This is a genomic window from Amycolatopsis nalaikhensis, assembly GCF_030264295.1.
In the GTDB taxonomy this organism is placed as follows: domain Bacteria; phylum Actinomycetota; class Actinomycetes; order Mycobacteriales; family Pseudonocardiaceae; genus Amycolatopsis; species Amycolatopsis nalaikhensis.
Map to the genome: position 1 here is coordinate 1,961,794 of NZ_CP127173.1, position 22,238 is coordinate 1,984,031.

Below are 22,238 nucleotides of genomic sequence, written 5' to 3' on the forward strand. Positions count from 1 at the left end.
CGAACGCACCATCGGAAACAAACGCACCCATCGGAGAGTTGAGCTAGGCAGACTCAACTACACGAGGAGTGCACATGTCCGACACCCGCCTCCTGCCCGTGCTCCCGCTCGATGACGACGTCGTGCTGCCGGGCATGGTCGTCCCGCTCGACCTGACCGACACCGAGACTCGGGCAGCGGTGGAGTCCGCCCAGGCCAAGACGCCGAGCCAGGCGTCCTTCCCCGGCATCCGCTCGACCGGCGCCAGCAAGGCCGAGGTCCTGATCGTCCCGCGCGTCCACGGCGAGTACGCCGAGTACGGCACCGTCGCCACGGTCGAGCGCATCGGCCGCGTCCCCGGCGGGAAGGCCGCCGTGCTGCTGCGCGGCACCGGCCGCGCGCTCGTCGGCCGGATCGCCGACGGCCCCGGCGCCGCCCGCTGGGTGCACGCCGAGGACGCCCCCGAAACCACCGACGACCAGACCGCGAAGCTCGCGGCCGAGTACAAGGCCGTCGTCATCTCGATCCTCCAGCAGCGCGGCGGCTGGCAGCTGATCGACGCCGTCCAGCAGGTCGAGGACGCCTCCGCGATCGCCGACCTGTCCGGCAACGCGCCCTACCTGAGCACCGACCAGAAGCTCGAGCTGCTGTCCACTTTGGACGTCACCGCGCGGCTGGAGAAGTCGCTCGAGTGGAGCAAGGAGTACCTCGCCGAGCTCGAGGTCACCGACACGATCCGCAAGGACGTCGCCGAGGGCATGGAGAAGCAGCAGAAGGAGTTCCTGCTGCGCCGCCAGCTCGAGGCCATCCGCAAGGAGCTCGGCGAGCTCGACGGCACCGCGCAGGACGACGACTACCGCGCCCGCGTCGAGGCCGCCGAACTGCCCGACGCCGTGAAGAAGGCCGCGCTGGCCGAGGTGGACAAGCTGGACCGCACGTCCGAGCAGTCCCCCGAGGGCGGCTGGATCCGCACCTGGCTGGACACCGTCCTGGAGCTGCCCTGGAACGAGCGCACCGAGGACGTCTACGACATCGCGGCCGCGCGGGCCATTCTGGACGCCGACCACGCGGGCCTCGACGACGTCAAGGAACGCATCATCGAGTACTTGGCCGTGCGCAAGCGCCGTGCCGAGTCGGGCTTGGGCCCGGTCGGCGGCCGCCGCTCCGGCGCCGTGCTCGCCCTCGCCGGTCCTCCCGGGGTCGGCAAGACGTCGCTCGGTGAGTCCGTCGCGAAGGCCATGGGCCGCAAGTTCGTCCGGGTCGCCCTCGGCGGCATCCGCGACGAGGCGGAGATCCGCGGTCACCGCCGCACCTACGTCGGCGCGCTGCCCGGCCGGATCGTCCGCGCCATCAAGGAAGCCGGCTCGATGAACCCGGTCGTGCTGCTCGACGAGATCGACAAGGTGGGCGCCGACTACCGCGGCGACCCGACCGCGGCGCTGCTCGAAGTGCTGGACCCGGAGCAGAACCACACGTTCCGCGACCACTACCTCGAGGTCGAGCTGGACCTGTCCGACGTCGTGTTCCTGGCGACGGCCAACGCGCTGGAGACCATCCCCGGCCCGCTGCTGGACCGCATGGAGCTCGTCACGCTGGACGGCTACACCGAGCACGAGAAGGTCACCATCGCCCGCGACCACCTGCTCCCCCGCGAGCTGGAGCGCGCCGGGCTGGCGGCCGGTGACGTCACGCTGACCGACACGGCCTTCAGCCGGATCGCCGCCGAGTACACCCGCGAGGCGGGCGTGCGCGACGCGAACCGGACGATCGCCAAGGTGCTGCGCAAGATCGCGACCAAGGTGGCGCTGGACGAGGTTTCGCTGCCGGTGACGGTGGACGCCCCGGACCTGCAGGACTACCTGGGCCGCCCGCGGCACATCCCGGAGTCGTCGCTCCCGGCGTCGACGCAGCGCACGGCGACCCCGGGCGTGGCGACGGGCCTGGCGGTGACCGGCGCGGGTGGTGACGTCCTCTACATCGAGGCGTCCCTGGCCGACGAGGAGTCCGGCGCGTCCGGGCTGCAGCTGACCGGCCAGCTCGGCGACGTGATGAAGGAGTCGGTGCAGATCGCGCTGTCCTACCTGCGGTCGCACGGCGCGGAGCTGGAGCTGCCGGTGGGTGACCTGCGCAAGCGCGGCATCCACGTGCACGTGCCGGCGGGCGCGGTCCCGAAGGACGGGCCGTCGGCGGGCATCACGATGACGACGGCGCTGGCGTCGCTGCTCTCGGGCCGCGTGGTCCGCGCGGACGTCGCGATGACCGGCGAGGTCTCGCTGACCGGGCGGGTCCTGCCGATCGGCGGCGTGAAGCAGAAGCTGCTGGCGGCGCACCGCGCGGGGATGAAGACGGTGATCATCCCGCAGCGCAACGAGCCGGACCTCGACGACGTCCCGGCCGAGGTGCTGGCCGAGCTGGACGTGCACGCGGTGGCCAACGTCCGCGAGGTCCTGGACCTCGCCCTGACCCCGGCTTCGACGCCGGTTTCCCAGGCGGCGTAACCCCGAACGCCGCCACCCGACGGCCGGTTTCCCTCTCCCCCAAGGGAAACCGGCCGTTCCTTTGTGGTCGGGTCCGTTATGGTCAGAGTCGTCGCGCGCCGACGAGGTACCCGGCTCGCCGCAGGCCGAGCGGCCCGGCGTCGTAGAAGGCGGTGACCTCGGGCTGCAGCCCGGCGCGCCACAGTTCGTGGCGCAGCCACCGCGGGCTGAAGTCCCCGGCGCGCCGGGCGGGCCAGCGCGGGTTCCGCATGGTGACGACGGTGCGCCCGCCGGGCCGCACGACCCGCACGATCTCCCGCAGCGCGGGCACGACGTCGACGTGGTCGAGCACGCCCATCGCGAGCGCGACGTCGAAAGTGGCGTCGGCGAAGGGCAGTTCCTCGATGTCTCCGACGAAGAAGGAGGCGTCCCCGGCCCGCAGCCGGGCGGCGTCGACCATCGCGGCGGACCGGTCGCAGCCGGTGAGGGCGAAGTCCCCGGGCCGGTGCTCGAGCAGGTGCCGCACCATGGTCCCGGGCCCGCAGCCGACATCGAGCAGGGCGCCACCAGGGCAGTCCCGGAGCACTTGGCCGACGGCGTCCACGCGCGAACGCTGGTGCCGCGCGAGCGGGTCGCGTTCGAGCGTCCCGGAAACCGGCATGAGTTCCTCCCCAGGGGTCACCGCGTGGGTCGGGCCGGGGCGGCGAGTCGTTACCGATTCCGGGAAATGCCGTCGAAGGGCCGAACGCGCCTTGCGCCGTTCCGAGTAGCTGCCGTGGAACGCGAAACGCCCCTCCGGGCGAGCCGGAGAGGCGTTTCGCTGGGGTGGCGGGTGAGGGATTCGAACCCCCGTAGGCGTAAGCCAACTGGTTTACAGCCAGTCCCCTTTGGCCACTCGGGTAACCCGCCCAGGCCGGTCTCACCGGCCGGGGAGAAGCTTACCCGGCGCCTCTTGACGGGGGTCAACCGGGATACCCGTCCCCCGGTGGGGGCTAGGCTGGGTGCCCCTGACAAGCGAGTACGAGGTGTGAGGACACGTGGCGGATCCCTCTTTCGACGTCGTGAGCAAGGTCGACCGCCAGGAGGTGGACAACGCGCTCAACCAGGCAGGCAAGGAGCTCGGCACGCGGTTCGACTTCCGCGGCACCGGCACGACGATCAGCTGGGCGGGCGAGGAGGCGATCACGATCGAGTCCGAGACCGAGGAGCGCGCCCTGGCCGCCGTCGAGGTGTTCAAGGAGAAGCTGATCAAGCGCAGCATCTCGTTGAAGGCCTTCGAGGCCGGTGAGCCCGCGCTGTCGGGCAAGAGCTACAAGATCTCGGGCAAGATCCTGCAGGGCATCGCCTCGGACAAGGCCAAGCAGATCGCCAAGTTCATCCGGGACGAGGGACCCAAGGGGGTTCAGGCTCAGATCCAGGGCGATCAGCTGCGGGTGTCCGGGAAGAAGAAGGACCAGCTTCAGGAAGTCATCGCGCTGCTGAAGGGCAAGGACTTCGAGATCGCTCTCCAGTTCACCAACTACCGGTGACGGTTTGAGGCGATCGCGCCGGGTCGAGGGTCGCACCCCCTGGACCCGGCCCGATCACCTCAAGGGTCAGGACGGCGTCACCGTCCACGTCCCTTCCCAGTCGTCGACCTTCAAGTACGCCGGGCCGTCGACCGGCACCGTCCGGTCCTGGTCGCCGATCTCGTTCACCAGCAGGTCCCGCATCTCGTCCGTCATCACCCACAGCGCCACGTTCCCCTTGCTCCGCGCCGTGAACTTGACCGACGCCGTCCCCGCCGGGACGCGCAGCACCGCGTCTCCCTTGCCCTTCGTCTCCTGACCCGGCTCTGCCGTCGGCACGCTCCGGTAGTCCGCGATCGTCGCCGTCCACGCGCCGTCCGCCACCACCGTGATCCTCTTCGTCGGCTGGTCCGGGTACGTGTTCAGCCACGTTGTCCCCTTGTACGAGCCGATCGCGTTGACCAGGCCGAACTCGCCTCCGTCCGTGCTGATGATCACGTTCGACTCGCACTTCGGGCAGTCGAACGTGAAGAACCCCAGCTGGTCCTTCGGCCACGTCACCTCGAAGCCGCCCGGGCCCTTGCCCGTGTGCGTCTCCGTCGGCACCTCGTGGGGCGCCGGTGGGGCGGGCGACGGTGTGGGTGCCATCGGCGCGGGTGGCGCCTCTCCCACGATCGTTCCGTACCCCGTGCTCGGTGCGCAGCCCGCCGCCAGCGCCAAGACCAGCACGCCCGCCAGCCGGATCTTCATCTCTCCCCCTCGGGGCCACCACGAGCCCTCTGGTGATCTTTCGACGCACTTTGCCCGCGCGTTACCGTTGCCGAGCGTGAGGGCTCACCCTTTCGTGCTCTTGAAACCCCTCGAACGCGCGATGGTGCCGCGTGCCTGCCGCTCGCGGGCGCGGGCGCGTGTTGTGATCGCGCCGTCACCGCGTGGAGAGGGTCAGGATGCGCCGTTTGCTCGCCTTCGTGCTGTCGCTCACCGTGGTCGGTTCGACCCTGACGCCCGCCGTCGCCGCTGAGCGCAAGCAGCTCGTTCCCGGCTACGGCTCCTACGCCCGGCTCATCCGGCTCGAACACTCCATCTTCGGGCGCGGGCGGATCATCGCCACCCTGACCAGCGAAGACTCCGGTGGCAAGTTCACGCCCGTGATGGAAAGCACCGACGAGGGCGAGACCTTCCACAAGATCGGCGCCATCCACGACCCCGACGGCCGCTACGGCATGTGCTGCGGCACCGTCTACGAACTCCCCCAGCGGGTCGGGAAGCTGCGGGCCGGCACCCTGCTCTGGGCCGCCTCCTACCGGCAGGACGCCGGTGCGCAACGCCGCGTCGGCATCCGGATCTGGGCCAGCAAGGACGGCGGTCGCGCGTGGACCTTCCTGGCCGAGGCCGCGAAGTCGCACAACATCGACGGCATCTGGGAGCCCGAGTTCACCGTCGACGCCGGGGGCACCCTCTGGCTCCACTACGCCGACGAGACGCAGGCACCCAAGTACGCGCAGGTCCTCAACCGGGTCGCCTCGACCGACGGCGTCAACTGGGGCACCAAGCAGCTCACCATGGCCATCCCGCCCGACCGCGTGCGGCCCGGCATGCCGATCATCCGGCGGCTGCCCGACGGCCGCTACTACTTCGCCTACGAGATCTGCAACTTCCGCGACCGGTACTGCGACCCCTACTTCAAGATCTCCCCCGACGGCGCCAACTGGGGCAGCCCCGGCGACCCCGGCACCCGCGTCACCACGGCCAACGGCAACTACTTCCAGCACGCCCAGACGATCACGCTCTTCCCCGGCGGCCCGAACGGCGTGCGGATCGTCATGGTCGGGCAGATCTACACCGACGCGAAGGGCAAGCCGCAACCGAAGAACGGCCAGGTGCTGCTCGCGAACGACAACTTCGGCAGCGGCCACTGGTACGAATTACCGGCTCCCGTGCACATCAGCGGCATCCACAACAACTTCTGCCCCAACTACTCCTCGACGCTGCTGCCGGTCGACGACGGCAAGAACGTGCTGGAGATCGCCACCGAGTACAACGACGGCTGCAAGGCCTACTTCGGCAAGGGCCCGGCCTTCTAGCGCTTCTCGATCGGGCCCGCCGGCCCAGCCCGTAGGGTGGGGCGCAGCCGTGGCCGAGGAGAGGGAGGCAGTCCATGAAGGGCATCGTGCTGGCCGGAGGCAGCGGGACGCGCCTGCACCCGATCACCCAGGCGGTGTCGAAGCAGCTGCTCCCCGTCTACGACAAGCCGATGGTCTACTACCCGATCTCGGTGCTGATGCTGGCCGGGATCCGGGAGATCCTGATCATCTCCACCCCGGCCGACCTGCCGAACTTCCGCAAGCTGCTGGGCAACGGCGACCAGTTCGGCGTCTCGTTCTCCTACGCCGAGCAGCCCAGCCCGAACGGCCTCGCCGAAGCGTTCGTGATCGGCGCGGACTTCATCGGCGACGACGACGTGGCCCTGGTCCTCGGCGACAACATCTTCTACGGCCAGGGCTTCTCCAGCCGCCTGCAGCAGGCCGTGCGCGAGCTCGACGGCTGCGTCCTGTTCGGCTACCCGGTCAAGGACCCCGAGCGCTACGGCGTCGGCGAGGTCGGTGCGGACGGCAAGCTCGTCTCCATCGAGGAGAAGCCCGCGAAGCCGCGCTCGAACAAGGCGATCACCGGCCTCTACTTCTACGACAACCAGGTCGTCGACATCGCCCGCACGCTGACGCCGTCGGCGCGCGGCGAGCTCGAGATCACCGATGTCAACCTCACCTACCTGCGGCAGGACCGGGCGACGCTGGTCGAGCTCAGCCGCGGGTTCGCCTGGCTCGACACCGGCACGCACGACTCGCTGCTCGAGGCCGGGCAGTTCGTGCAGGTGCTGGAGCACCGCACCGGTGTGCGCATCGCCTGCCTCGAGGAGATCGCGCTGCGCATGGGCTTCATCGACGCCGACGAGTGCTACGCGCTGGGCGCGAAGCTCGCGAAGTCCGGCTACGGCGACTACGTGAAGGCAGTCGCCGTAGCGGCGGGAGCGTCGGCCTAGAACAGCTGGTCGCGCAGCGTCGGCCCCGCGTACTCGGTCCGGAAGACGCCGCGTTCCTGCAGGTGGGGCACGACTTTCTCGACGAACTCGTCGAGCCCGGTCGGGGTCAGGTGCGGTACCAGCACGAAGCCGTCGGCCGCGTCGGACTGGACGTACTCGTTGATCGTCGCCGCGACCGTCGACGGCGTGCCGACGAACTGCTGGCGCGCGGTGACCTCGATCACCAACTCGCGGATGGAGAGCTTCTTCTCCTCCGCGATCGCCCGCCACTTGCGCGCCGTTTCCAGCAGGTCCTTCTCGTGGCGGACGCGGCCCCAGGTCAGCGGCTCGGCGTCCGGGTCGGGGTCGACCTCCGGCAGCGGCCCGTCGACGTCGTAGTCCGACAGGTCGCGACTCCAGACCTGCTCGAGGAACTGGATCGCGGTGGCCGGGCGGACCTGCTGGAGCCGGATTTCGCGCGCGTGCTCCTCGGCTTCGGCGTCGGTGTCGCCGAGGACGAACGTCGCCGCCGGCATGATCAGCAGCTCGCCGTACTCGCGGCCGTAGGTGGCCAGGCGGCGCTTGACGTCGTGGAAGAACGCCTGGCCGTCTTCGAGCGTGCCGTGCCTGCTGAAGATGACGTCGGCGGCCTTGGCAGCGAACTCGCGGCCTTCGTCGGAGTCCCCGGCCTGGATGACGACCGGCTGGCCCTGCGGCGTGCGCGGCAGCGTGAATTCGCCGTGGATGCCGAACTGCGGTCCATTGTGGACGAAGTGACCGGGGTCGCGCGCGAAGACGCCGTTCTCCTTGTCCCCCACCAGGGTTCCCGGCGGCCAGCTGTCCCACAGCTCCCGCACGGTCGCCAGGAACTCCTCGGCGCGCGCGTAGCGGTCCTCGCGTTTGAGGAAGCCGCCGCGCCGGAAGTTCTGCCCGGTGAAGGCGTCCGGCGACGTCACGACGTTCCACGCCGCACGCCCGCCGGAGAGGTGGTCGATGCTCGCCACCTGCCGCGCCACCTCATAGGGCTCGTTGAACGTCGACGACAGCGTCCCGGCCAGGCCGAGGTGGGTGGTGACGGCGGACAGCGCGGCCAGCACGGTGGTCGTGTTGGGGCGGCCGACGACGTCGGAGTCGAGGATCTTGCCGGCGTGCTCGCGCAGCCGCAGGCCTTCGGCGAGGAAGAGGAAGTCGAACTTGCCGCGCTCGGCGGTGCGGGCGAGGTGCTCGAACGAGGCGAAGTCGATCTGGCTGCCGGACGCCGGGTCGCTCCACACGGTCGTGTTGTTGACGCCCGGGAAGTGCGCGGCGAGCTTGATCTGCTTGGTCATCTCAGGCCCCCTGGTACTGGTTGGCGGCGACGCCGAGGCCGAGGTGCTCGCGCAGCGTGGTCCCCGCGTACTCGCTCCGGAACGCGCCCGCGGCGCGCAGGGCCGGGACGGTCTCCGCGGTGAAGAGCGCCAGGTCGTCGGGCAAGACGGCGGGCCGGATCAGGTAGCCGTCGACGTCACCGCCGAGCAGCTCCTCGGCCAGCCGCGACGGCGTGCCGACGAAGCTGCGACCCTCCGGCTGCCACGGGTGCAGGTCGTCGAGGACGCGTTTGCGCTCGTGGGCGGCCTCTTCGGTCGGGGCCAGCAGGACTGTGATCGGTTCGATCGCCTTGGCGCCGGGCACGCGCTCGCCGGTCAGCAGGACGTCGGCGGGGCCGTCGTAGGCGAAGGTCACGGGGTGGCCCTGCGGCGGGCGCGGGGTGATCGAAGGGCCTTTCACGCTGAAGAAGCGGCCCTCGAAGTCGACGTAGTGCAGCTTGTCACGGTCGATGAACCGGCCGGTGGCGGCATCGCGGATGATCGCGTCGTCCTCCCAGCTGTCCCACAGCCGGGTGATGACGTCGAGGACATCGGCGTTCTCGGCCGCGGCGTCCTCGGGCGACGGCGCCGGGCGGCGGCCGAAGTGGGCGGCCTCGGCATCGGACAGGGACGGCTTCACCAGGACGCCCGCACGGCCGCGGCTGGCGTAGTCGAGCGTGGCGACCGACGTCGAGACGTGGAACGGCTCGGTGTGCGTGGTGGTGACTGTCGGGACCAGGCCGATCCCGCGGGTAACGGGTGCGATCGCGGCCAGCGTGAGCAGGGCGTCGAGGCGTCCGCGGACGACATCGGCGCCACCGGGCTGCAGCGCGAAGGAGTCGTCGAGGGTGACGAAGTCCAGCGACGCGGCTTCGGCGAGCTTCGCGTGCCTGAGGTAGTGGCCGGAGGTGAACAGCGCGGCGGGCTCGACCGCGGAGACACGCCAAGCGGCGGGGTGATGCCCGGCCCCGTCGATGGCGGCGCTCAGGTGCAGCTGTGCGGAGACCATGCCATCGAAACGCGCAGCCCCCACGCCGGATTTCCCCTCCCACGTTCTGGGAAGCCCGAGCTTTCACGTGAAAGCTCGGGCTCCGGGTCACCGAGGAGACGTCGGGGGACGCCGGAGGCGGCCCGAATCCAGGGCGGGAGTCCGGCGGCCGGCAACGCAAACCAGGCACGAGATCACCAGACCTCCCCCGCCCCTCGTCCTCGCCGCACTTCAGTCGACGGTTGAGCTTGTCAAGGCACGCTTTCCCGCCTTGACAAGGTCAACCGGCGGCTGAACACTCCGCGAGGAGGGGTGGGGGATGTCGGGCCCGGTTCTCCTCTTCGGGACGTTCAAAGATCAAAAGAATGTCCTCGCCGGACGGGCAGGCTCCGGGATGGCCGGGGCCTCGTAGTTCACTCGCGTTCTCGAGGGGGCCGCGAGGTGGTCATCCCGTCGCCTGATTGAGGCCTATCACTTTGAGCCAGGCCCGCAAGCTTTCGTACTTCGGCGCCGGTGAGCAGGTAGTTGCGGGCCTGGCTCAAAGTGATTTACACGGCCTCAGGCGACGGGATGACCACCCCGCTCCTTTATCCGGGGTCACCCGGACGGGTCAGAACGGGCGGCGGGCCATCTCTTCAAGCCGCGCGATGCGGTCGGCGATCGGGGGGTGCGTCGAGAACAGCTTGCTGAGGCCCTCGCCCGGGCGGAACGGGTTCGCGATCATCAAGTGCGACTGCGACACCAGCTGTGGCTCGGCGACCAGCGGCCGCGCCCTTGTCCCTGCCTCCAGCTTCCGCAATGCCGAGGCCAGGCCCAGTGGGTCGCCGGTCAGCTCCGCTCCGGACGCGTCGGCCTGGTACTCCCGTGAGCGGCTCACGCCCATCCGGATGACCGCCGCCGCTATCGGGCCGACGAACACCAGCAGCAGGCTGACCAGCGGATTGCTGTCTCGGTTGCCGCCGAAGAACAGTGCGATGTTCGCCAGCACGCTGATCACGCTCGCCAGCGCGCCGGCCACGCAGGAGATCAGGATGTCGCGGTTGTAGACGTGGGACAGCTCGTGGCCTAGCACCGCCCGCAGCTCGCGCTCGTCGAGCAGGTCGAGGATGCCCGTGGTGCAGCAGACCGCGGCGTGGCGCGGGTTGCGGCCCGTGGCGAACGCGTTCGGCGCGACCGTCGGGCTGATGTACAGCTGCGGCATCGGCTGGCGGGCGACCTGGGCGAGCTCGCGCACTATCCGGTACATCGCGGGCTGCTCGACCTCCGACACCGGGCGGGCCCGCATCGCGCGCAGCGCCAGCTTGTCCGAATTGAAGTAGGCGAACGCGTTCATCCCGAGGGCGATGACCAGGCCGATGACCAGGGCGCCGCGGCCGAAGAGCCCGCTGATCGCGATGATGATCGCCGACAGCAGACCGAGCAGCATCGCCGTCTTGAGTCCGTTCTGGTGCCCGTGCACGCGCGCTCGCCTCCGTCCGCTCTCCAGGTGGGTTACCCAGTGGAAACAACGCGATCGGGGGACGCGAAGTTCCTTCACGTGATCCTCGCGCGGGTTACGCTCGGGTGGCGAGTTGATCACGAGCGGAGGCGCCGATGCGAGGTCGCCCGATACGCCGACGGACCCTGTTCGCCCTGGTGACGGCGGGTGCCGGGGCACTGGCCCTGCCCGGGGTCGCGCGCGCGGAGGACGTCCGGTCGGTCGAGGTCGGCGGCGCCCCGGCCGGGGTCGCGGTGAATCCCGTCACCGGCTTCGCGTACGTCGCGGACCCGGAGTCCGGCACGGTCTCGGTCGTGGACCCGCGCACCGCGGCCGTCGTGGCCGTGGTCGACGTCGGCGGCAAGCCGGGTGACGTCGCGGTCGACGGGAAGGCCAACCGGGTCTACGTCGCCAACCCGCCGGCGGGCACCGTCGTGGTGCTGGACGGCCGCACGCACGACCTGGTGAGCGTGATCGGCGCCGGGGCGGGCGCCTCGGCGCTGGCGGTGGACGAGGAGGCCAACCGGGTGTACGCGGCCAGCGGCGGCACGGGCACGCTCGCCGTGCTCGACGGCGTCAGCTGCACGCTGGCGTCGCTGGTGCCGGGTCCGAAGCCGAGCCTCGCCGGCATCGCGGTCGACCCCGGGCGCAAGCTGGCCTACTGCGCGAGCACCGGCACCGACTCCGTCGAGGTGTTCTCGATCGACAGCGGCCGGTTCGTCGCGAGCGTGAAGGTGGGGGCGCGGCCGACGGCGGTCGCCGTGCACGCCGCGAGCGGCTCGGTGTACGTCGCGAACTCCGGCATCCACCACATGTCCATTGTGGACGCGGCGACCCGCACCGAGAGCAAGACGGTGTTGCTGCGCAGCGAATCCTCGGCGCTGACGGTGCACCAGGGCACGAACACGGTGTACACGAACGGCGGCCAGAACGGGCTGAGCCGGGTCGACGGCGCGACCGGGACGCTGACGGGCGACCTGCCGCTGGGCGTCAACCCCGGCGACGTGGCGATCGACCAGCGCACCCGCACGGTGTTCGTCACGGATCCGCTGCACGGCAGGGTTTCCATCGTCCGCGATTTCTGACGGCGCGGCTGGGGTAACTCCAGGTATACGGTCGGAAGGTATGGAACTCGGACTGCAGATCCCCGACTTCACCTGGCCGAACGGCGCGTCCCGGCTGGGCGCGGACCTGGCCGCCGTCGTCCGCGCGGGCGACCAGGCCGGCTTCGGCTCCATCGCGGTGATGGACCACTTCTTCCAGATCGGCGGGGTCGGCCCCGTCGAAAACGACATGCTCGAGGCGTACACGACGCTCGGTTTCATCGCGGCGCACACCGAGCGCGCGAAGCTCCTGACGGTGGTGACGGGCGTGCTCTACCGCCACCCGGGCCTGCTGGCCAAGGCGGTGACGACGCTGGACGTCCTGTCGGGCGGCCGCGCGATCCTCGGCATCGGCGCGGGCTGGAACGAGGAGGAGTCCCGTGGCCTCGGCTTCCCGTTCCCGCCGGTCGCCGAGCGCTTCGAGCTGCTGGAGGAGAACCTCCAGTACGTGCTGCAGATGTGGGCGGACGGCGACGAGCCGTTCAAGAGCAAGCACTTCGACGCTTCGCGCTTGCTCAACGTGCCCCAGGCCCTGTCCAAGCCGCGGCCGCCGATCCTGATCGGTGGCGGCGGGGAGAAGAAGACCCTGCGGCTGGTCGCCAAGTACGCCGATCAGTGCAACCTGTTCAACGGGCCGGAGCTGGAGCGCAAGCTCGACGTGCTGAAGCAGCACTGCGAGAACGAGGGGCGCGACTACGACTCGATCACCAAGACCGTCTACCACATCCTCGACATCGGCTCGGAAGGCGAGAAGACCGGCGAGCTGCTCGGTGAGCTGGAGCGGTTGAGCGGGCTGGGCATCCAGGTCGCGCTGGGCATGGTGCCGCACGTCCACAAGCCGGAGATCCTGGAGAAGTTCGGCACGGACGTCATCCCGGCCGCCGCGAAGTTCTGACCGGCACTGACCGGTGCCGGCCTCCTGGCTGGCGCCGGTCAGCTGTCCTTGGCGAACCGCCTGGTCAAGGCCGCGACGCCGATGCCGATCACCGCCAGTGCCACTCCGGCCACGACCCAGCCCACCAGCGCCAGCACCACCCCGGTGCCCGCGAACAACGCGAACTCGACCAGGAACCGCCCCGGTTCCGGCAGCCGCCGACGGGCGCGCGGGGCGATGAACAACCCCCAGATCGCTGCCGCCGCCACCGGGAGCAGGACCGCGTCGATGATCGACAACGCCACTCCCGCGCCGAGCTGGGTTCCCGCCAGGGCCAGGCCGCCCAGCAACGCCAGCTCGGTGAGGAAGCGGATCGTCAGCAGCACGCCCACGCCGGGTCTCGGCTCCGAAGTCATCCGGCCAGCCTAGGGCCCTGGTCCACTGTGGACGTTACGGGTCCGGACGAGCACCGAGCGTGATCTTCGCCACAATCTCACGATCCAGGTTGCGGTTCCGAATCGGTCAACCCGGGCTCCCGGGGTCTCTGTAACGGCGATCCGCCCCTGCTCGACGTGTCTAACGCATATCGCGACGGCGAGCCAAGGAGCCTGGTAGATGACCACATGTCGACTCTGCGGTTCGACAAACACGGCCAGCGTCGTGGACCTCGGCGCGACTCCGCCGTGTGAGCGGTTCCTGACCGCCGGGCAGCTCGACGAGCCCGAGGCCACCTTCCCGCTCCACCTCAAGGTCTGCACCGAGTGCTGGCTGGCCCAGATCCCGCCGTTGATCGATCCCGACGACACCTTCACCGAGTACGCGTACTTCTCGTCTTTTTCCACCTCCTGGGTCGAGCACGCGAAGCGCTTCGTCGACGGCGCCGTCGACCGGCTCGGGCTCGGTGAGAAGTCCTTCGTCGTCGAGGTCGCCAGCAACGACGGTTACCTGCTCAAGCACGTCGTCTCCCGCGGCATCCGGTGTCTCGGCGTGGAACCTTCGGTGAACGTCGGGCAGGCCGCGCGCGACGCCGGCGTCCCCACCCTGACCGCCTTCCTGTCCGAGGAGACCGGCAACCAGGTGCGCGAGGAGCACGGCCCCGCCGATCTCGTCGCCGCCAACAACGTCTACGCGCACATCCCCGACGTCCTCGGCTTCACCAAGGGCCTGCGGGCGCTCGTCGCGGACGACGGCTGGGTCTCCATCGAGGTCCAGCACCTGCTCACGCTGATCGAGAAGAACCAGTACGACACGATCTACCACGAGCACTTCCAGTACTACACCGTCGAATCCGCGCGCCGGGCCCTCGCCACCGGCGGCCTGACCGTCGTCGACGTCGAACTCCTTCCGACGCACGGTGGGTCCATCCGGCTGTGGGCGCGTCCCGACGAGGTCGCGGGCGAGCCCAGCGAGCGGATGACCGACGTGCTGGAGCGCGAAAAGGCCGCCGGGCTGCACGAGCTGTCCGGGTACACCGAGTTCGCCGAGCGCGTCACCCGCGTGCGGCTGGACCTGCTGAAGTTCCTCATCGAGGCGCGGGGTGACGGCAAGACCGTCGTCGGCTATGGCGCGCCGGGCAAGGGCAACACCCTGCTCAACCACTGCGGGATCCGGACGGACCTGCTGAGCTACACCGTCGATCGCAACCCCTACAAGCACGGCCGGTTCACCCCGGGCACCCGGATCCCGGTGCTGCCCCCGGAACGCATCGAAGCCGACCGGCCCGACTACGTGCTCGTCCTCCCGTGGAACCTCCGGGAGGAACTGACCGAACAGCTTTCTTACGTGGGTGCGTGGGGCGGCAAGCTCGTCTTCCCGATTCCGCGCCTGGAAATCGTCGAGGTGACGCAGTGAAGGTCGTGCTCTTCTGCGGTGGCTACGGGATGCGGATGCGCAACGGCGCGGCCGACGACGTCCCGAAGCCGATGGCGATGGTCGGACCGAGACCGTTGATCTGGCACGTCATGCGCTACTACGCGCATTTCGGCCACACCGAGTTCATCCTGTGCCTCGGCTACGGCGCGGCGCACATCAAGAACTTCTTCCTCTCCTACGAAGAAACGATTTCGAACGACTTCGTCCTCCGCAACGGCAAGGCCGAGCTGCTCTCGACCGACATCGCGGACTGGACGATCACGTTCGTGCAGACCGGGATCGAGTCGCCGATCGGGGAACGCCTCCGCCGGGTCCGCGACCACCTCGACGGCGACGAGATGTTCCTCGCGAACTACGCCGACGTCCTTTCCGACGTGCCGCTGCCCGAGATGATCGACCGCTTCGAGAAGTCGGACGCGGGCGCGTCGATGATGGTCGTGCCGCCGCAGTCGTCGTTCCACTGCGTCGAAATGGACGAAGGCGGCATGGTCGGGTCGATCACCGCGGTGAGCGAAATGCCGCTGTGGGAGAACGGCGGCTACTTCGTGCTGCGGCAGGAAGTCTTCGACCACATCCCGGAAAACGGCGACCTGGTCGCCGACGGCTGTGCGGAGCTGGCCAAGCGCGGCCGCCTGCTGGCCTACCCGTACCGCGGGTTCTGGAAGCCGACCGACACGGTCAAGGAACGCGCGGCGCTCGACAACGCCTACACCCACGGCGACCGGCCCTGGGCGCTCTGGGAGCGCGCCGCGGCGAGCATCGCGTGATCGGGCTGCGGCCGGGACGGCTCGGCGGGGTCGTCGCCCTCGGCGCGCACTGCGACGACATCGCGATCGGCGCCGGCGGCACCCTGCTCACCCTCTGCGGTTCCCGGCCGGGGCTGAAGGTCGACGTGCTGGTCCTCTCCGGCGGCGGCACCCCGCGCGAGGACGAGGAGCGGGCAGCCCTCAATGCGTTCTGCCCGGGCGCCGAACTCGACGTCACCGTGCTGAAGCTGCCGGACGGGCGGTTCCCGGCGCACTGGGAAGAGGCCAAGAACGCCCTCGAAGAACTGCGGCGGCGGACCGACCCGGACCTCATCCTGGCGCCGCGCACCGACGACGCCCACCAGGACCACCGCGGCCTCGCCAAGCTGGTGCCGACGGCGTTCCGCGACCACCTCGCGCTGGGCTACGAGATCGTCAAGTGGGACGGCGACCTCGGCAGCCCGTCGGTCTACCAGCCGCTCGACGACGACGTCGCCGAGGAGAAGGTCCGGCTGCTGCAGGCGCACTACGCGTCGCAGCGGCACCGGCCCTGGTACGACCGCGAAGCCTTCCTCGGGCTGGCCCGCATCCGCGGGATCGAAGCGGCCACGAAGTACGCCGAGGCGTTCTTCGCCAAGAAACTCACTCTCGACCTGAAGGGCTGATCCGATGCGGGTGTTGCTGACGGGGCACAAGGGCTACCTGGGGACGGTGATGGCCCCGGTGCTCGCCGCCGCCGGCCACGAGGTCGTCGGCCTCGACTCCGGGCTGTTCGAGGACTGCCTGCTCGGCCCCGCCCCGGCCGACCCGGCCGGGCACGTCGTCGACCTGCGTGACGTCGAAGCCAAGCACGTCGAGGGCTTCGACGCCGTGATCCACCTGGCCGCGCTGTCGAACGACCCGCTGGGCTCGCTCGCGCCGGAGCTGACCTACGACATCAACCACCACGCGTCGGTGAAGCTCGCGAAGCTGGCGAAGGACGCGGGGGTGAAGCGGTACATCTACGCGTCGACCTGCTCGGTGTACGGCGCCGGCGGCGACAACCTCGTCGACGAGGACGCCCCGCTGCGGCCGGTGACGCCGTACGCGGAGTCGAAGGTGCGCGTCGAGGCCGACGTCCACGAGCTGGCCGACGACGACTTCACCCCGGTCTACATGCGCAACGCGACGGCGTTCGGCTACTCGCCCCGGTTGCGCGGCGACATCGTGCTGAACAACCTGACCGCGCACGCGCACCTGTCCGGCGAGGTGCTGGTGCTGTCGGACGGCACGCCGTGGCGGCCGCTGGTGCACGCCCAGGACATCGCGCGCGCGTTCACCGCCGCCCTGACCGCGCCGAAGGAGGCCGTGCACAACCAGGCGTTCAACATCGGCACCGAGGACAACAACGTCACCGTCGCCGAGATCGCCCAGGAGGTCGTCGAGGCCGTGCCGGGCTCGACGCTGAACATCACCGGCGAGGCGGGCGCGGACCCGCGCTCCTACCGCGTCGACTTCTCGCGCTTCCGCACCGCCGTTCCGGGCTTCGCCTGCGAGTGGTCGGTCAAGGACGGTGCCGTCGAGCTCATCGAGGCCTACCGCAAGTTCGGGCTGACGCGGGAGTCGTTCCAGCAGCTGTTCACCCGGCTGGCGTGGCTGAAGAGCGAGGGCGAAGCCGGCCGCGTCGACGACACCCTGCGGCGGCGTTAGTGGCGCCCGCGCCGCTGCGGACCGGGGCGGAGCTGCACGCCCTGGTCGAGCGGCTGTACCCGATCTGCCGCAGCATCACCGGCGACGGCGTGCGGCAGACCCTGGACGTCATCGGCGAGCACGTTTCCCTGCGGCGGCACGAGGTCCCGACCGGCACCCAGGTGCTCGACTGGACCATCCCGCAGGAGTGGAACATCCGCGACGCCTACGTCGCCACGCCCGGCGGCGAGCGGGTGATCGACTTCCAGGAGCTGAACCTGCACGTCGTCGGGTACAGCGTGCCGGTGTCGCGGCGGATGCCGCTGAGCGAGCTGCGGGAGCACCTGCACACGCTGCCGGAGCAGCCGTCGTGGGTGCCCTACCGGACCAGCTACTACGCCCCGGCCTGGGGGTTCTGCCTCGCGCAGGAGAAGCTCGACGCGCTGCCGGACGGCGACTACGACGTCGTCATCGACTCGACGCTGGCGGACGGGTCGCTGACGTACGCCGAGCACGTCGTGCCGGGCCGGGTCACCGACGAGGTCATCGTCTCCTGCCACGTCTGCCACCCCTCGCTGGCCAACGACAACCTCGCGGGCATCGCGGTCGCGATCTCCCTGGCCCAGCAACTGGCCGAGACGCAGCCGCACTACACCTACCGGTTCCTGTTCATGCCGGGCACGATCGGCTCGATCACCTGGCTCGCCCGCAACTCCGACCGCATCGGCAAGGTCAAGCACGGCCTGGTCCTGGCGTGCGCGGGCGACCCGGGCCCGTTGACGTACAAGAAGTCCCGCCGCGGTGACGCCGAGATCGACCGCGTGGTGCAGCACGTGCTGAAGGCGCGCGAACACCGCGTTGTCGACTTCTCGCCGTATGGCTATGACGAGCGCCAGTACTGCTCGCCGGGCTTCAACCTCGGCGTCGGCTCGCTGACTCGCACGCCGTACGCGGGCTACCCCGAGTACCACACCTCCGCCGACAACCCGGGTTTCGTTTCCCCGCAGGCGATGGAGGACACGCTCGGCGCACTGAAGGACGCGTTCGGCGTCCTGGACCGCAACCGCCGCTACGTCAACCTCAGCCCGTACGGCGAGCCGCAGCTCGGCAAGCGCGGGCTGTACGACTCGCTCGGCGGCCGCAGCGACGCCAAGCAGGCCCAGATGGCGATGTTGTGGGTGCTCAACCTGTCCGACGGCGAGCACTCGCTGCTGGACATCGCCGAGCGGGCCGGGCTGCCGTTCGACATCGTCGACGTCGCCGCCCGCGCCCTGCGCGACGCCGGCCTGGTCAAGGAGTGACGCGATGACCACCGGGCAGCACCGCGCGGTCCGCCGCAAGCACGCCGGCCTCAAGGCGATGGCCGGACGGCTCTCCTGGGGCCTCGGCGACCAGGCGGTGTCCAGCCTGACCAACTTCGCCATCGGTGTCTTCGTCGCCCGCGAGCTGGGCGTCACCGCGTTCGGCCTGTTCAGCCTGGCCTGGGTGACCTACGGCGTGCTGATCAACATCTCCCGCGGCCTGGCGACCGACCCGCTGATGGTCCGGTTCAGCCACGTCGACGTCGACGTCTGGCGCCCGGCCGTCGCCCGGGCGTCGGCGACCGCGCTCGTCGTCGGCCTCCTCGCCGGTGCCGTCAGCGTCGTGTTCGGGATCGCCACCGGCGGCACCTTCGGCTCCGCGTTCATCGGCCTCGGCGTCATCCTGCCCGCGCTGCTGCTGCAGGACAGCTGGCGGTTCGGGTTCTTCGCCGCCGGGGAACCCCGCAAGGCGTTCCTGAACGACGTCGTCTGGGGCGTCGCGATGATCCCCACGATGCTGCTGGCGAAGCTGCACCCCACCGTCGTCACGTTCCTGCTGGCGTGGGGCGGCGGTGCCGCGGTGGCCGCCGTCTACGGCTACGCGCAGACCCGGCTGCGGCCGAGCCTCATCGGCGTCAAGGCGTGGCTGCGGGACCACCGCGACCTCGGGACGCGGTACCTCGTCGAGAACGTGAGCAACAGCAGCGGCTCCCAGATCCGGATGTACGGCCTCGGCGCGATCGCCGGGGTCGCCGCCGTCGGCACGGTCCGCGGCGGCGAACTGCTGCTCGGCCCGTTCGTCGCCGTCCTCATGGGACTCGCGTTCGTGGCCGTGCCGGAGGCCGCGCGGGTGGTGAAGCGCGACGTGCGCAAGCTGCCGCGGTTCGGTCTCTACCTCGGCGGCGCGCAGGCCTTCGCCGCGTTGCTGTGGGGCACCGCGCTGCTGCTGGTGCTGAACGACCGGCTCGGCGAGTTCGTCCTCGGCGACGTCTGGCACACCGCCAAGGCGATGATCATCCCGGCGACGCTTTCGGTGTTCAACGCCAGCTTCATCGGCGGCGCGGCGACCGGCCTCCGCGCGCTCGGCGCGGCCCGGCGGAGCATGCGCTGCCAGCTGATCGCGTCCGCGCTCTACGTCGCGGGCGGGCTGATCGGTGCCGCGCTGGGCGGGGCGGTCGGCTCGGGCTGGGGCGTCGCCACCGCCACGTTCACCGCCGCCTTCGTCTGGTGGAGCCAGCTCCACCTCGCCGTCCGCGCCCACACCCGCACCCCTCAGGAAACGAGGACACCATGACCAGCGCACCACGGCTGAGCATCGGGCTGCCGGTCTACAACGGCGAGAACTACCTCGCCGAGGCCCTGGACAACCTGCTCGCGCAGACCTACACCGACTACGAGCTGATCATCTCGGACAACGCCTCGACCGACGGCACCCGGGAGATCTGCGAGAAGTACGCGGCGAAGGACGACCGGATCCGGTACGTGCGCCAGCCGAAGAACATCGGGGCCGCCCCCAACCACGACTTCCTCGTCCGCGCGGCGGGCGGCGAGCTCTTCAAGTGGGCCGCCCACGACGACCTGTTCGCCCCCGGGCTGCTGGCGGCCTGCGTCAAGGCGCTCGACGAGCACCCCGAAGCCGTGCTCGCCCACTCCTACATGGCGATCGTGGACGAGCGGGGCGAGATCCTCGAGAACTACGACTACCGGCTCGAGACGGACTCGCCGGACCCCGCGCGCCGGTTCCGCAGCCTGATGTTCGGCGAGGGCGGCGACGACTACTACGGCGTGATCCGGCTGTCCGTGCTCCGCCGCATCGCGCCGCACGACAGCTACCACAACGCCGGCCGCAAGCTCGTCGGCGAACTCTCGCTGCACGGCACGTTCGTCCAGGTGCCCGAGGTGATGTTCTTCCGCCGGGAGCACCCCGGCCGCGGGGACAACCTCGGCACCGTGCAGAAGGTGTGCACCAACCTCGACCCGCGCCGCGCGGGCCAGTCGAAGGTCCGGCTCTACGCCGAGTTCGCGGCGGGATACCTCAACGCGATCCGGAACGCGCCGCTCACCGCGACCGAGCGCCGGGACTGCTACGGCGTCATGGCCGAGTGGCTCGGCGGCAAGCCGCTGCGGAAGATCGGGCTGCTGGCGTGACGCGGATCGGGTTCTTCGGCATCCTCGGCTCGGGCAACCTCGGCAACGACGGTTCGCTCGAGGCGGTGGTCGCCTACGTGCGCCGCCGCTACCCCGACGTCCGGCTCGACTTCCTCGCGATGGGCCCCGAGCAGCTGACCGAGCGCTACCACGCGCCGGCGACGCACCTGCAGTGGTACGAGCCGCACGCCGGCGACGCCACCGGCGTGCGGGCCGCGGCGCTCAAGGTGCTCGGCAAGCTGCTGGATCCGGTCCGCACGTGGCGGTGGGTGCGGCGGCAGGACGTCGTCATCGTGCCCGGCATGGGCGTGCTCGAAGCGACCCTGCCGATCCGGCCGTGGGCACTTCCGTACTCGCTGCTCTGGCTGGGCATCACCGCCCGGCTGACCGGCGCCAAGGTCGCGCTCGTCAGCGTCGGGGCCGACTACGTCAAGAAGCGCGGGACCCGGTGGGTCGTCTCCCGCGCGGCCCGGCTGGCGCACTACCGGTCGTTCCGCGACGAACACTCCCGCGAAGCGCTGGGCCGGATGGGCGTCGACGTCCGCGGCGACCACGTCTTCCCGGACCTCGCCTTCGCCCTGCCCGGGCCGGAGGAGCGGCCGTCGTCCGGCGCGGTCGGCGTCGGGTTGATGGAGTTCCACGGCAACAACGACGACCGCGCCCGCGCGGACCGGATCAACGCGGAGTACCTCGCCACGGTCAAGCGCTTCGTGCGGATGATGGTGGACGAGGGCCGACCGGTCCGGCTGTTCATCGGCGACGTCGCCGACCTCGACGTACCCGGCGAAGTCATCGCGGACGCCCGCGCCCACCGGCCGGACGCCGACGTCACCGCCGAGCCGCTGACGTCGCTGGGCGACCTCATGCACCAGATGGCGGCGGTCGACACCGTCGTCGCCACGCGCTACCACAACGTGCTCTGCGCGCTGAAGTCCGCGAAACCGACGGTTTCGTTCGGGTACGCGCGCAAAAGCGACGTGCTGATGGCGTCGATGGGCGTCGGCGAGTTCTGCCTGTCGGCCCGCGAGCCCGACTTCGAGCGGCTGGTGGCGCTTTTCCGCACCCTGGAGGAAAACCGCGAAGAAGTGACCGGAAATCTGCGGAAGCGGGCCGAGGAGATGGCGGCCCGGGTCGACGACCAGTTCACCGAGCTGTCGAAGCTCGTCATCGACGGAGGCGCGTCGTGAAGGCCATTCCGGTGCCCGAGATCGAGGGCGCGTACCTGTTCGAACCGACGCCGCACGCCGACGAGCGCGGGTTCTTCAGCCGGACCTTCGACCGCGACGTCGTCGCGTCGGTCGGGATCGACCCGGACGGCTTCGTGCAGGACAGCCTTTCCCGGTCCCGCAAGGGAGTCGTGCGCGGGATGCACCTGCGCGGCGGGGACGGCGAGGCGAAGCTGGTGCGGTGCTCGCACGGCGCGATCTTCGACGTCGTGGTGGACCTGCGGCCGGGTTCGCCGACGTTCCGGAACGTCAAAACGTTCGAACTTTCCGGGGAAGCGCAGGTTTCGGTGTACATCCCGGCGGGCTGCGCGCACGGATTCCAGTCGCTCACGGATCCGTCCGACGTTTCCTACCGCATCGACCGGGCACATGATCCTTCCGAGGACATCACGATTTCGTACAAAGACCCCGAACTGGACATTTCCTGGCCGATTTCCGTCACAATGGTGAGTGACCGAGACGAACGTGCGCCGTCTCTCGGAGAGGCGTTGAAACCAACGAGGTGA

Annotated in this window: 21 protein-coding genes and 1 tRNA gene; 15 read left to right on the forward strand and 7 right to left on the reverse strand. The window is 70.1% G+C overall.

From position 1 onward, the window contains the following. Nucleotides 1–74 precede the first annotated feature (74 nt). Nucleotides 75–2,477, forward strand: coding sequence for an endopeptidase La (gene lon, locus QP939_RS09475; RefSeq protein ID WP_285456246.1), 2,403 nt, complete (start codon nt 75–77; stop codon nt 2,475–2,477). Nucleotides 2,478–2,559: 82 nt separating this feature from the next. Here lon and QP939_RS09480 read toward each other — a convergent pair whose 3' ends face one another. Then, nucleotides 2,560–3,117 (reverse strand): class I SAM-dependent methyltransferase, encoded by a 558-nt coding sequence (locus QP939_RS09480; protein ID WP_285456247.1) that lies wholly within the window; start codon nt 3,115–3,117, stop codon nt 2,560–2,562. A gap of 165 nt (nt 3,118–3,282) precedes the next feature. After that, nucleotides 3,283–3,365 (reverse strand) — tRNA-Tyr (locus QP939_RS09485). Between the two features lie 128 nt (nt 3,366–3,493). On the opposite strand from QP939_RS09485, the gene QP939_RS09490 reads away from it, so the two are divergent. Next, a complete protein-coding gene (locus tag QP939_RS09490) occupies nt 3,494–3,985 on the forward strand; it encodes a YajQ family cyclic di-GMP-binding protein (protein ID WP_285456249.1) in 492 nt (163 codons plus the stop codon). Between the two features lie 66 nt (nt 3,986–4,051). Here QP939_RS09490 and QP939_RS09495 read toward each other — a convergent pair whose 3' ends face one another. Beyond that, on the reverse strand, nt 4,052–4,714 hold the full coding sequence (locus tag QP939_RS09495) for a hypothetical protein (RefSeq protein ID WP_285456250.1): 663 nt from the start codon (nt 4,712–4,714) through the stop codon (nt 4,052–4,054). 197 nt (nt 4,715–4,911) lie between these two features. On the opposite strand from QP939_RS09495, the gene QP939_RS09500 reads away from it, so the two are divergent. Next, nucleotides 4,912–6,048 (forward strand): sialidase family protein, encoded by a 1,137-nt coding sequence (locus tag QP939_RS09500; protein ID WP_285456251.1) that lies wholly within the window; start codon nt 4,912–4,914, stop codon nt 6,046–6,048. Nucleotides 6,049–6,122: 74 nt separating this feature from the next. Continuing rightward, nucleotides 6,123–7,004, forward strand: coding sequence for a glucose-1-phosphate thymidylyltransferase RfbA (gene rfbA / locus QP939_RS09505; RefSeq protein ID WP_285456252.1), 882 nt, complete (start codon nt 6,123–6,125; stop codon nt 7,002–7,004). Here the strand turns inward: rfbA and QP939_RS09510 are convergent. The 3 genes from QP939_RS09510 to htpX all read right to left on the reverse strand — a co-directional run bounded on the left by QP939_RS09510 (nt 7,001) and on the right by htpX (nt 10,776). Further along, nucleotides 7,001–8,311 (reverse strand): NtaA/DmoA family FMN-dependent monooxygenase, encoded by a 1,311-nt coding sequence (locus QP939_RS09510; RefSeq protein WP_285456253.1) that lies wholly within the window; start codon nt 8,309–8,311, stop codon nt 7,001–7,003. The two genes, rfbA and QP939_RS09510, sit on opposite strands and share 4 nt — an antisense overlap. Nucleotide 8,312: 1 nt before the next feature. Continuing rightward, a complete protein-coding gene (locus QP939_RS09515) occupies nt 8,313–9,338 on the reverse strand; it encodes an LLM class flavin-dependent oxidoreductase (RefSeq protein ID WP_285456255.1) in 1,026 nt (341 codons plus the stop codon). Nucleotides 9,339–9,927: 589 nt separating this feature from the next. Further along, entirely contained in the window at nt 9,928–10,776 is an 849-nt protein-coding gene (gene htpX / locus QP939_RS09520) for a zinc metalloprotease HtpX (RefSeq protein WP_285456256.1), read from the reverse strand. Between the two features lie 134 nt (nt 10,777–10,910). Here htpX and QP939_RS09525 point away from each other — a divergent pair, with 134 nt between their 5' ends. Together QP939_RS09525 and QP939_RS09530 are read left to right on the forward strand one after the other, a co-directional pair. Continuing rightward, complete coding sequence (locus QP939_RS09525) at nt 10,911–11,879, forward strand: YncE family protein (protein WP_285456257.1); 969 nt, start codon at nt 10,911–10,913, stop codon at nt 11,877–11,879. A gap of 40 nt (nt 11,880–11,919) precedes the next feature. Next, nucleotides 11,920–12,792 carry an LLM class F420-dependent oxidoreductase gene (locus QP939_RS09530; RefSeq protein WP_285456258.1) on the forward strand — a complete coding sequence of 291 codons (873 nt, stop codon included), beginning with the start codon at nt 11,920–11,922 and terminating at the stop codon, nt 12,790–12,792. 38 nt (nt 12,793–12,830) lie between these two features. On the opposite strand, the gene QP939_RS09535 is transcribed toward QP939_RS09530, so the two are convergent. Continuing rightward, the gene (locus QP939_RS09535; protein ID WP_285456259.1) at nt 12,831–13,187 is read right to left on the reverse strand and encodes a YrdB family protein; all 357 of its coding nucleotides are present in this window, start codon (nt 13,185–13,187) and stop codon (nt 12,831–12,833) included. Nucleotides 13,188–13,386: 199 nt separating this feature from the next. Here QP939_RS09535 and QP939_RS09540 point away from each other — a divergent pair, with 199 nt between their 5' ends. Genes QP939_RS09540 through QP939_RS09580 form a run of 9 tightly spaced genes read left to right on the forward strand, consistent with a single transcriptional unit; the run spans nt 13,387 to nt 22,238 of the window. Beyond that, complete coding sequence (locus tag QP939_RS09540) at nt 13,387–14,622, forward strand: class I SAM-dependent methyltransferase (RefSeq protein WP_285456260.1); 1,236 nt, start codon at nt 13,387–13,389, stop codon at nt 14,620–14,622. Next, a complete protein-coding gene (locus QP939_RS09545; protein WP_285456262.1) occupies nt 14,619–15,410 on the forward strand; it encodes a sugar phosphate nucleotidyltransferase in 792 nt (263 codons plus the stop codon). Before QP939_RS09540 ends, QP939_RS09545 begins: the two co-directional genes overlap by 4 nt. Next, nucleotides 15,407–16,054: a PIG-L deacetylase family protein gene (locus tag QP939_RS09550; protein ID WP_285456263.1), complete on the forward strand. Its 648-nt coding sequence runs from the start codon at nt 15,407–15,409 to the stop codon at nt 16,052–16,054. Before QP939_RS09545 ends, QP939_RS09550 begins: the two co-directional genes overlap by 4 nt. A gap of 4 nt (nt 16,055–16,058) precedes the next feature. Further along, entirely contained in the window at nt 16,059–17,078 is a 1,020-nt protein-coding gene (locus tag QP939_RS09555; protein WP_285456264.1) for an NAD-dependent epimerase/dehydratase family protein, read from the forward strand. Continuing rightward, nucleotides 17,078–18,358, forward strand: a complete 1,281-nt coding sequence (locus tag QP939_RS09560) for a DUF4910 domain-containing protein (RefSeq protein WP_285456265.1) — start codon at nt 17,078–17,080, stop codon at nt 18,356–18,358. Before QP939_RS09555 ends, QP939_RS09560 begins: the two co-directional genes overlap by 1 nt. A 4-nt stretch (nt 18,359–18,362) precedes the next feature. Then, nucleotides 18,363–19,652 carry an MATE family efflux transporter gene (locus tag QP939_RS09565; protein WP_285456266.1) on the forward strand — a complete coding sequence of 430 codons (1,290 nt, stop codon included), beginning with the start codon at nt 18,363–18,365 and terminating at the stop codon, nt 19,650–19,652. After that, entirely contained in the window at nt 19,649–20,506 is an 858-nt protein-coding gene (locus tag QP939_RS09570; RefSeq protein ID WP_285456267.1) for a glycosyltransferase family 2 protein, read from the forward strand. Before QP939_RS09565 ends, QP939_RS09570 begins: the two co-directional genes overlap by 4 nt. Then, the gene (locus QP939_RS09575) at nt 20,503–21,693 is read left to right on the forward strand and encodes a polysaccharide pyruvyl transferase family protein (protein WP_285456268.1); all 1,191 of its coding nucleotides are present in this window, start codon (nt 20,503–20,505) and stop codon (nt 21,691–21,693) included. The genes QP939_RS09570 and QP939_RS09575 overlap by 4 nt, the downstream gene beginning before the upstream one ends. Then, nucleotides 21,690–22,238, forward strand: a complete 549-nt coding sequence (locus QP939_RS09580) for a dTDP-4-dehydrorhamnose 3,5-epimerase family protein (RefSeq protein ID WP_285456269.1) — start codon at nt 21,690–21,692, stop codon at nt 22,236–22,238. Before QP939_RS09575 ends, QP939_RS09580 begins: the two co-directional genes overlap by 4 nt.